This window comes from Sporomusa sp., assembly GCF_057736855.1.
This window is the reverse complement of sequence record NZ_JBYKYF010000083.1, coordinates 1-10,221: the sequence shown is the minus strand read 5'-3', so window position 1 is coordinate 10,221 and position 10,221 is coordinate 1. Positions and strand designations below refer to the sequence as shown.

The following is a 10,221-nucleotide window of genomic DNA, read 5'->3' as shown; positions in this document are numbered from 1 at the left end:
CAAGGTAGCTTTCAAACTGGGCTGCCAAAACAAAGAAGATAAACAATACCGCCATGCTCAGTGCTAGCATCATGCTGCCAAAAGCTTCATTCATCGATTTTGTCTGGCCGGTAGCTACAAATTGATAGCCGTCAGGCATATCGATCTCGGCTACTTTTTTATTAAACGCTTTATTAAATTCGCCCAAAGTAATACCACTTAAATTGGCCGAAATGGTAATTTGCTGCTGCTTGTCATAACGTTTAATCTTGGCCGGGCTAGTAGCATAGACAGTACTGCTTACTTGCGACAGCGGCACCATAATGGCCTGCCCGTCTTCACCGCGAGCGGTTCCGGAAAGATATACCTTGTTTACATCAGTTAAACTCCGCCGTTCTTCGGGATCTAAAATGACCCTGACATCGTAGGAGTCGTCGCCTTCCTTGTACTGAGTCACAACCTTGCCGTTGAACATGGTTTGCAATGCATCGGCAATGCTTGCTGACGAAATCCCTAAATCGGTTGCCCGATCACGATTCACGATGAGCTGAGCATCAGGATTACCGGCTTCATAACTTGACGATACTTCGACCGCTCCTGGAATGCTAGCCACCACTTGCTCTACCTGCTCAGCAATCTCCGCTAAAGTATCCAGCGACTGCCCCTGAATAACCAGCGACACTGGTTTACCGCTTGATAGACCAGATTGCTTAGACACGCTAATTTCTACTCCAGGAATAGCCTTAAGACTTTGGCGTAGGTCGGCAATAATCTCATTATCGCTAAGACTACGTTCCCCCTTAGGCACAAGTTTAGTAAAAATACTAATCTCATTGGCATTGGTCACACTATACGTCATGGTGACTTCTGGTATCTCCCGAATCATTTGCGACAGGGTATCAGCCATATCTGCTACAGCGTCAATACTCATACCAGGGTCAACCGTAGCAGTAACCGTAAACTCCGCATTATCGGCATCAGGAACAAAGGTAGAACCAAGTAACGGTATAAGCATCAAACTGCCGATAAATAAACCAATGGCTACCAGCATAACTTTACGGCGCTGCCTTAGTGCTTGCCGCAAAAACTCACCATATTTGGCCGTTAACTCATCAAACTTGCCATTCCACTTCCACCAAAGTTGTCCCCATTTGCTAGTACCTTTGATTTCGGTATGCTCTAGATATTTCGATGACAACATCGGTGTTAAGGTAAAAGCCACAAACAAGGATACTAACACACTAGCTGCCACCGTAATACCGAATTCCTTAAAAAACTGCCCGACAATACCGCTCATCATACCTACCGGCAAGAATACAGCTACCAAAGTAAAGGTAGTGGCCATTACTGCCAGCCCAATTTCAGAGGTGCCCTCCAGAGCAGCCGCTATTTTATCTTTTCCCATTTCCAGGTGACGCACAATATTTTCGATAACCACAATGGCGTCGTCAATCAACAAGCCAACAGCCAGTGATAAAGCTAATAACGACATAGTGTTCAGGGAAAAATCAAGCGCCTTCATAACCAGAAACGAAGCAATAACTGAAACAGGTATGGTGATACCAGCAATAATCGTGCTTCGCCAGTTTCCCAAGAACAGAAAGACAATGGCGACAGCTAATAGACCACCGACAACTAGGTTAAACTCCACATCTTCTACCGATTCTTTGATGGTTTTAGAATTATCGCGAACAACAACCAGGTCAACCCCTGCAGGTAATTCCTGCTTAATTTTTTCTAACTGCTGTTTTACCTCTTCAACCGCTTTTACCGTATTGCTGCCTGACTGTTTCATGATATCAATACCCAAAGCCGGAGTATCATTCACCTTGGTTATTGTCGAAACTTCTTCAGTAGTATCAATTATAGCAGCAATGTTTCTCAAATATAGCTGCACTCCGCCACGGGTTCCCACAGGAATATTAAGAAACTCAACTGGCGAAGTAATTTTTCCCACCGCTCTTAAGTCTGTTTCCTGTTGACCATTGGACACTTTACCACCGGGAGAATCAATATTTTCGTTCTTTAGACTTGTCAGCACTTCGGGAATCGTAAGTCCGTAGGCCGACATTTTGTTATTATCCAACTGAATCTGAATTTCACGGTCCAGACCGCCTTTGATATCAACCGAAGCAACCCCATTAACGGCCTGCAGGCGGTCGGTAATAAGGTCTTCGGCCAGTACCGTCAGTTCCCGCTGACTCAAATTGCCGGTTAGAGCAATGGACATAATGGGGGTATCGTCTGGGTCAAATCGTAAAACCGTAGGCGTTTTGGCCTCATCCGGCAAATTGGCCTGAAGGCTGCCGATTTGATCCCGTACACTCTGTGCAGCCGCATCAGCATTGGTTTCCATGGTAAACTGAATGACGGTTGTCGACACCCCTTCACTTACCGTAGACATAATATGATCGACCCCAGCCACCTTACCGACGGCTTCTTCTACCTCTTGAGTAACCTTGGTTTCTACTTGTTCCGGCGATGCTCCGGGATATAGAACATTTACCGCAACAACTGGTATTTCAACATTCGGATATTGGTCAAGATCCAAAGACAGGTAACTCACCGCGCCCAACACGACCAGTGCCAAAATAACGACTGTCGCAAATACTGGGCGCTTAATGCTAATCTCTGTAAGTTTCATAGCTTCTCCCCTACTCTATGGCACCACGTGCACAGTGTCACCATCTTTGAGTCTGCTCACGCTGGTGATAATTACTTGTTCACCTGGCTCTAACCCGGATGTTATTACAATGGCGCTACCTGTTACTTCACCAATCTCCACTTGCTTACGGACGGCTTTGCCATCTTTTACCGTGAATACATAGTATGCGCCTTGTTTTTGGATCACAGCCGTTTGCGGAACTGTAAGCTGCTGAACACTCTCACCAGTAACCAACTGCACATTGACAAACATGCCTGGCTTTAATTCTCCACTGGCATTATCAATTTTAATCTTGGTGCGAAACATTCTACTTGCTGAACCCGCTTCCGGATTCATGACCTCTACCACACCGGAAAAAACTTTACCAGGATATGCATCTACCGTAATATTAGCCTGTTGCCCAATTTGGATACGCCCCAAATCTTTTTGTTCTACATTAATCACCGCATACATTTGATTAATATCCTGCACTACCATCAAAGCAGCTCCTGGCGAAACTACCTGGCCAACAGTCACGGTTTTATTAGCCACCACACCATCAACCGGTGAACTAATTACCCCATAACTAAATTGCTGCTGTGCATTACTTTGAGTCGCCACCGCACTCGATACATCGGCCTCGGCTGACTTTAACTTAGCTTTGGCATTATCCAGTTGCTGTTCAGAAATAGCGCCGATATCAGCCAGTTGCTTATAGCGATTATAATCATTTAGCGCTAACTCATAGTTAACTCGCGCCTTTCTTACTGCATCAGCGGCTTGCCGAGCCGTATTGTTTAACTCTACGGTTTCCAATTTGACCAACGCGTCACCGGTTTTAACGGCTTGTCCTTCCTGTACCAGCACCTGTTCCACCCGACCGGAAATTTTGGCACTCACAGTGGCCGATGTTTGGCCTTCCAAGGTACCATTTGCGGATAGGCTAGGTACAGTTTCACTATAGCTGGTTTCGGCCACTCTGACACTTATGCCATTGTCAGCCAGGTTAGCTTGGTCTTTGCTGCCAGCAAATACGCCACTGCGAAATAACAAAGCCACCCCTACCACGAACATGAGTGGAATTATCCAGTGCTTTGGTTTCCATATTTTCATTAAAACAGACCCCCATCCCAAATTTACTGTTTTCAAATTACATACCTACCAGTCGGTATGTTTTGACCAAAAAATTTAGCGCTCCATAACTGGTGATAATCGCCAATTTGATCGTTTCCGGTGATGCCATAACTTGCTCTAATTTTTCAATAACATCCAAACGTTATCCAGCATGCGTTGCCGCATGGCTTGTGACTGAAAATGAGTCCCTAACGATAGCAGACCATTAGTCATGGCAAGAATATTAGCTGCTAGCGCATAGCTGTCAAAGCCGCTCTTGATTTCACCTTTTTCCATAGCCATATTAAGTTTTTGGGCAAACCTCTCGCAAACCGAGACACGACCTGCTTCTATCCGCTGCTGAATGTCAGGAAACTTGCCAAGTATTTCGATGGCAAAATGAGCACAATCCACATGGTATTGGCCATCTATTCCCAGCAAATGTTTCGCATATTGTTCTGGCGTTTTTTCTACAATCAGGGCATAGAGTATATCTCGGATACCATTATTAGTTCCCAATAATTCGCTATATTTAGCATCAAGGCGGTCTAACAGATGGTGAAACGCTACTTGCAGCAATTCATCTTTGCTAGAAAAATAGTGGTAGATGCCTCCTTTGGTAATGTTAACCTCATTTGCGACATCCATAAGCGAAACCGATTTATAGCCGCGAGTTAAAAATAAGCGCAAAGCGGCTATAATAATATTTTCTTTTGTCATTCCATCATCTGCCTTCTGGAAGTAGTAACATACCTACCAGTCGGTATGTTACTACTATTATCGCTTATATACTAAGTTATTGTCAACATTAATTTCTTGTTGTCGACTAGTCCTATTGTAAAAAAAATACGCCCAGCCGGACGTTAAAATAATATATTGATTTTTCTTCCCTCTTTCGGCTGAAGTTCTTTCTCTAACAAATTCTTAAATGCTGTTTCTGTTTTTTTCTTAGCTGAATAAGTTTTTTCGTCATATTGGTTTTGCAGTTGGGGTTTTAAACTGGGAAATACTCGAGTAACCCTGTTTACTCTCAAAACACCACCCCCATATTTTTCCGTTTATATTCGCTCTTTGGGATTATTTTCCTGCAGGGGGTAGCTGTTTTTTTACTAGTTATGCCGTGCAAATAAAAAACCGCTAGCGCCAAACCACAACGCTAACGGTTTTTACATCCCATGTATTTTGCATCTAAAAGTTCATTTGCCTGACAGGGTTACTACATGATCACCCTGCTGCGATTAAAGTGGATTATCGGAGCCATCTGTGGAAATGTTCATGGTTTGGGTAAATAAATTGATTACAGGTACTAAAAAAAGATAAAATGCATATAGGATAAACCCTGCATCTGCCGATAAGGCTGCTGCCGGAACGGCTCCGGCGATATTCCATGGGATAAGCGGCGAAATTACAATTACGGTATTCTCAAGATCAAGCGCCAACCGGTAGTTGCTAAGCCGTTTTTTTTCATAAAGTTTGTGAGTAACTTGATGAGTAAGCATAACTGCCAGCGTTTGGTTACAGCTAAATGCGGCTGTAGCTAAACTTGCCAGAATCATCGTAGGATAGGCATTGATTTTCTGGCAAAGTCTTTCAAAAAAGCCTTCCACATCCTTCAATAAACCCGTTCCCTGGAAGATTCCCGCATAGGCAGATGATATGAGTACAATCGCAGATACTTTCACCATGGATAATAAACCGCCACCCTGGATTATGTCAGCAAAAAAACCGCTTTTATCCGGAGTGTATCCTGTAATAATATAACGCAGTATTTGCAGAAATGAAATATCTTGAACAAACATAGCAATAAGGATTCCCGCTACAATGCTAATACTCATCGATAACTTCACATCAACCTTAAATAAGGCAAGAAGGAGAATCATGACGGCCGGAAGCACTACAACCCAATCAATATGAAAAGCCGCCACAATTTCATCACTAATTTGGTTATCATAAACAGCCAGCGGATTAGTATGTGATACATACAAGTACCCTATAACCGACAGTGCAAACGGCAGCCATGCCGTTTTCGTCATGTTGGTGATATTGGTATACAACTTAGTCTGAGTTAAGGCTGCTACCAGATTGGCACTGGAAGACATAGCCGAGCATCTGTCGCCAAAATAAGCGCCGGCAATAATTGCCCCTGCGGCCATATTGGTATTCACATTGCCGGTCTGCGCCAAAACCATAAGCACTACCCCTATCGTTCCTACAGTCCCAAAAGAAGTGCCAAGCAGGAAAGAAACAAGACAGGACAACAGAAAAGCCGATACGATAAAATAATCTGCACTCATATACGATATGCCGTAATATACGATGAAAGAAATGGTGCCACAAGCTCGCCAGACAGCAGTGATAGCACCAATGAGTACAAAAATTTTAATAACAATCAGGGATTTTTTTGAACCGCTAATCATCATATGCAGTAAACTAGTCAAAGCAAACCCCCTGCGGAGAGATACCAAAGTAAAACAACCAAGCCCTAACAGCAGCGGGTAAATAATTGATACATCGTTATATAGGCTAACAAGCAAAGAAACAAAGAAAAGAATAAATACCAATATCGTGTCCAAAAACATCATCTCTCTTACGTCAAATGTCGAATGATCTTACATAACATAATCATTATACCAGAATTAAAGCTAAAGTGGCATAACCTGTAAAGTAACCAAATTTACTTATAAATCAATTGTTTTAACATTTTCTCAGAAAACTGGTTTAATCTTATCGCACATTCGTTAATTCAAGCATACAATACGATAGCTATATCATTTTTGGCATGCAGCATCGACAACAATCTACCGTCAAAACATGTAGGGAAGAATAGGAGCTTGGATTATCAACCTATTCACTTTTTATTCCCAAATTTTAAAATACCGCTTGTCAAAAAAATTGGAATAAGGAGGATGGTTATGAACTTTAGAAATTTTGGTAACGGGTTTGGTAGTGCATGGATTCTAATAATACTTATTATTCTTATTCTGCTATTTGCCTTTGTCGACAATGATATTACCGATTGCAATTAAGCTTTAGCACCATATCATAACCTTAATGCGGGCGGGTTGAAGGTTTTCAACACGCCCCTCGCATTGGCCCTAACAAATAAGCTTCAATCTTACATGTTTGTTACCTGTTCGCACTTTCTTGGCTACCATCCAGCAAAATGATATGTCATATACTTGATAATCTGATGGTTGGATAGTTATACTAAATAATGTTGGATACTATATAAGATAGGTTGTGGTAATTTGGGAACCATTAATTACATAGAATGCCTGGGGTATTTTGCTTCGATTTTAGTCGCTATTTCTTTTTTAATGAAATCTATGTACAAACTACGCTTGGTAAATACATTAGGTGCCATTTGCTTTGTTATTTATGCTGTTATGATTAAAGCTTTCCCAGTGGCCTTAATTAATTTTTTTATTGTTTGTGTAAATGCATATTATTTAATCAAAAAGAAAGATCCTCTACAAGAGGTGTAAATTATATATATAGTAACCAGTTATTATTTTAGTTAGCTTTAGAAATGAGAATAGATATCCTAAATAACTATTTAAAATCAAAAAGCCCCAGACCGGAGTCCGGGGCAAATCATACATCCATCAAATAAATACAAAGAAAAGAATAATAATTATAATCAAGATAATCCATATTCCTCCAAAAAATATATCTCCCCGTACATTATCCATCAAATCTCCTCTTCACTACACGTTTGTATATCCTATGTTAATTAAAATACATTGGTGACAAAAAGCCACTCCGCACTAGGACAGGCGGCAAGTAAACCAGACCATCCCTGTTCATGGAGAAATAACCCCAATACATAAAGCCTTCGCGCATTGCGAAGGCTTTATGAGTAAGCAGCTTTGGATCTGAAGCGCATCCATCACTGGCCTGACAGTGACTGCTATTGTACTCGTATTTGTAACGTACCCTATCCTCTTTTCCCACTACATTAAGTAACTTTTGTTCCCACCCATTCGGCGCCGACCAGTCACTGAAAACCAGGCTATTCCTGTCCCCAATATACCGGATAGCCCCACAAACATGAATCCCCAAAGCATACCGGCCCAGTCGCTGATCATTCCCACAAACAACGGTCCTAAAAACATCCCCATACCGTAAATAGTCTGGAAAAATCCCATCGCCGTAGCTTGGCGGTCACTGGCTATATCCCGAATACCCAGACCCATAAGAATTGGGAAAACCATACCTCGTGCGAAGCCGGCTATCGCCTGGGTTATAAACAAAGTCATGATATCAGGAACATAAGGAATAGAAAAACAGCCAGCAGCCATAATCAAAAATCCCACCGTCACCAATAGACGCTCACTAAAAAACCGTAAGAAAAAAGTCGCGCTGAGTAACGAGGCCACTATACCAGGCAATAAATATATCGTTGGCAGCAGCCCAATTTCTGCATAACTTGCACCAAGATTTTTAGCTACCAGCGGCGCAAAGCCAAACACCGTTCCGAAACTGATCACCTGGATCAGCAGACCTAACAGTGCCGGCATAGCGAGCGACCGATCGCAGGCCATCGCCATAATCTCGCGGGTGTTGACTGGCTTACGCTTTTCTTGCGTGTACTTTTCTTTAATTGCTGCATTGGAGACCAAAGCCAACACTGCAATCAGAGCTGCCAGCAAAAAAACTTGTTCCTGGCCATAGTATTGGGCGACCAGACCGCCAACAATCATGGCTGACATCTCACCGGAATTAACGACAGCCGTCACTATGCCCATAACCCTGCTGCCCTCTTCAGGCGGATAGCACATCGTAAATAATACTGGCTGCAGTACCCAGCCAGTGGCAGCAACGCCGGATAAAAGCCGAAAAAAAAGCAGCGAATATACATCGCGGAAAAGCCACATACCCAGACTACTCACAAACGCGAGAATGGTACCGACAACCAAAAAAATCTTACGGCGCCCCAATCGATCTGATATTATTCCCAGCGGCAGACGCAGTAGTACCTGAGTCAAACCATAAGATCCCAAAATCACGCCAATCATTTGATAACTCGCACCGAGGTGTTTAGCATAGGCCGGCAGTATAGCTATGTAGGAATAAATTGAAAACCAGTATAGCCAAATCGACAGCCCCACGATTATGCGTTGTCGTACAATTTGCATATTATCTCCTCTAAATTTTCCCGCTAAGAGTAACGGTGTTAAGTCAACTATAATAAATACATTTATCAACAAACCCAAAGAATCCTGCCCGCTTTTTATAAACTTATCAGGAAATCGGTTTCTCAAATGATAGCGTAAGTAAAATCACCTGAAAACGCAACAAGGCGAGGTTGCCGACAATTTTCAATATCTTATCATTATAACATAGCCCGAATTATGAAGCGGAATATTGCCTGCGCCATCAGTTTTCCAGGTTTATCTGCATAGATTATCCCTAAGCGAACATACTAACAATGGGATAGTCTAATTTGTAACAGCCAAGGAGGCGATAGGCTATGGAAGCAATAGCAATTGCGTTATATGTTATAGCTGGCATATGTTTTTTAGCTGTCGCATTCTATGATTGGCTTTCCTATCCCTGGCAATAGGGGCGTACGCCCCTTACCATAATTATCTTCTTGTACGTTTCTACCAAGTATTGTTACCCTTGACCGCATTAGGAAGAGTAACCATCTAATTCATTTTGCTTTACACACCAAAAAATAAATACAATTAGCCATAATTAATAATAAAATAATAAATTTACTGGCGGAGAGGGTAGGATTACCTGCTCACTATACTATACTGATTGATTAATAAATATAAACAAATTTAACTTCACATAAAATAGTATACTTAAAAAGAAGGAACGAAGTAATAATTTGTGGAATTACATCTTATGTTGTTGCACCATACCAAAACAATAGGAGGAAAATAATGTCAAATGTTACAATCTTTAGAAATTATTTGAGGAAAATAGACTTAAATGCAGAGGAATTTAAATTAGATGATGGAAGTACTTTTTTTCGGTTCCGTCAAAGCGTCAAAAATGGTGGCACATTACTTCTTATAATCGCATTCAGTCTTGATGAAAGATTGGTTGATTTTAAGATATATGATCTTGCCAAAATTTCTGATCCGCTAAAAAGAGAACCGCTGCATCGATTACTTAATGAATTAAATGCTGATTACCGTTTTACAAAGTTTATCGAAATCGACGGGGACGTTTCGGCTTCATATTCTATGTTCTTAAAACCCAATGAAGCAGACCCAGAAGAAATCTTAGACATGATGGTTTCAATTTTTAGAACGGTAGAAGAATCCTATTCAAAGTTTATGAAAATTCAATGGGCATAATTTTATATAGAAGTAGATAACCCCATCTTCTTACATAACGGGAATAACCCTTTTTTCATGCCAAAAATATACATAAAATCAAACCATTAAATCGTAAAGAAGGCAGAAGCCTTCTTTCAGGCTGTCGACAAAGTATTGTCGATAGCCTTTTTATTTATTATGATTATCTGT

At 41.5% G+C, this 10,221-nt stretch carries 9 protein-coding genes; 2 read left to right on the top strand and 7 right to left on the bottom strand.

Annotation, left to right across the window (positions count from 1 at the left end):
* From AC29Z1_RS07480 to AC29Z1_RS07455, 6 genes are all read right to left on the bottom strand, one after another.
* Positions 1–2,623, bottom strand: a 2,623-nt coding sequence (locus AC29Z1_RS07480; protein ID WP_488270833.1) for an efflux RND transporter permease subunit, incomplete at its 3' end; no start/stop codon positions are given.
* A gap of 15 nt (positions 2,624–2,638) precedes the next feature.
* The gene (locus tag AC29Z1_RS07475) at positions 2,639–3,736 is read right to left on the bottom strand and encodes an efflux RND transporter periplasmic adaptor subunit (RefSeq protein WP_488270832.1); all 1,098 of its coding nucleotides are present in this window, start codon (positions 3,734–3,736) and stop codon (positions 2,639–2,641) included.
* A gap of 37 nt (positions 3,737–3,773) precedes the next feature.
* Positions 3,774–3,896, bottom strand: a complete 123-nt coding sequence (locus tag AC29Z1_RS07470) for a hypothetical protein (protein ID WP_488270831.1) — start codon at positions 3,894–3,896, stop codon at positions 3,774–3,776.
* Positions 3,875–4,456 carry a TetR/AcrR family transcriptional regulator gene (locus tag AC29Z1_RS07465; protein WP_488270830.1) on the bottom strand — a complete coding sequence of 194 codons (582 nt, stop codon included), beginning with the start codon at positions 4,454–4,456 and terminating at the stop codon, positions 3,875–3,877. Before AC29Z1_RS07465 ends, AC29Z1_RS07470 begins: the two co-directional genes overlap by 22 nt.
* A 143-nt stretch (positions 4,457–4,599) precedes the next feature.
* On the bottom strand, positions 4,600–4,770 hold the full coding sequence (locus AC29Z1_RS07460; RefSeq protein WP_488270829.1) for a hypothetical protein: 171 nt from the start codon (positions 4,768–4,770) through the stop codon (positions 4,600–4,602).
* Positions 4,771–4,974: 204 nt separating this feature from the next.
* The gene (locus AC29Z1_RS07455; RefSeq protein ID WP_488270828.1) at positions 4,975–6,174 is read right to left on the bottom strand and encodes a Na+/H+ antiporter NhaC family protein; all 1,200 of its coding nucleotides are present in this window, start codon (positions 6,172–6,174) and stop codon (positions 4,975–4,977) included.
* A 783-nt stretch (positions 6,175–6,957) separates the two neighbouring features.
* On the opposite strand from AC29Z1_RS07455, the gene AC29Z1_RS07450 reads away from it, so the two are divergent.
* Entirely contained in the window at positions 6,958–7,221 is a 264-nt protein-coding gene (locus AC29Z1_RS07450) for a YgjV family protein (RefSeq protein ID WP_488270835.1), read from the top strand.
* A gap of 468 nt (positions 7,222–7,689) precedes the next feature.
* Here the strand turns inward: AC29Z1_RS07450 and AC29Z1_RS07445 are convergent, their stop codons facing one another.
* Positions 7,690–8,874 (bottom strand): MFS transporter, encoded by a 1,185-nt coding sequence (locus AC29Z1_RS07445; protein ID WP_488270827.1) that lies wholly within the window; start codon positions 8,872–8,874, stop codon positions 7,690–7,692.
* Between the two features lie 756 nt (positions 8,875–9,630).
* Between AC29Z1_RS07445 and AC29Z1_RS07440 the strand changes: the two genes are divergently transcribed.
* On the top strand, positions 9,631–10,050 hold the full coding sequence (locus AC29Z1_RS07440) for a YbjN domain-containing protein (protein WP_488270826.1): 420 nt from the start codon (positions 9,631–9,633) through the stop codon (positions 10,048–10,050).
* Positions 10,051–10,221: the final 171 nt, after the last annotated feature.

Excerpts from the sequence above, each read along its gene's own strand:
- AC29Z1_RS07440 (WP_488270826.1), top strand. The coding sequence starts at position 9,631 with ATGTCAAATGTTACAATCTTTAGAAATTATTTGAGGAAAATAGACTTA.
- AC29Z1_RS07445 (WP_488270827.1), bottom strand. The coding sequence starts at position 8,874 with ATGCAAATTGTACGACAACGCATAATCGTGGGGCTGTCGATTTGGCTA.
- AC29Z1_RS07475 (WP_488270832.1), bottom strand. The coding sequence starts at position 3,736 with ATGAAAATATGGAAACCAAAGCACTGGATAATTCCACTCATGTTCGTG.
- AC29Z1_RS07465 (WP_488270830.1), bottom strand. The coding sequence starts at position 4,456 with ATGACAAAAGAAAATATTATTATAGCCGCTTTGCGCTTATTTTTAACT.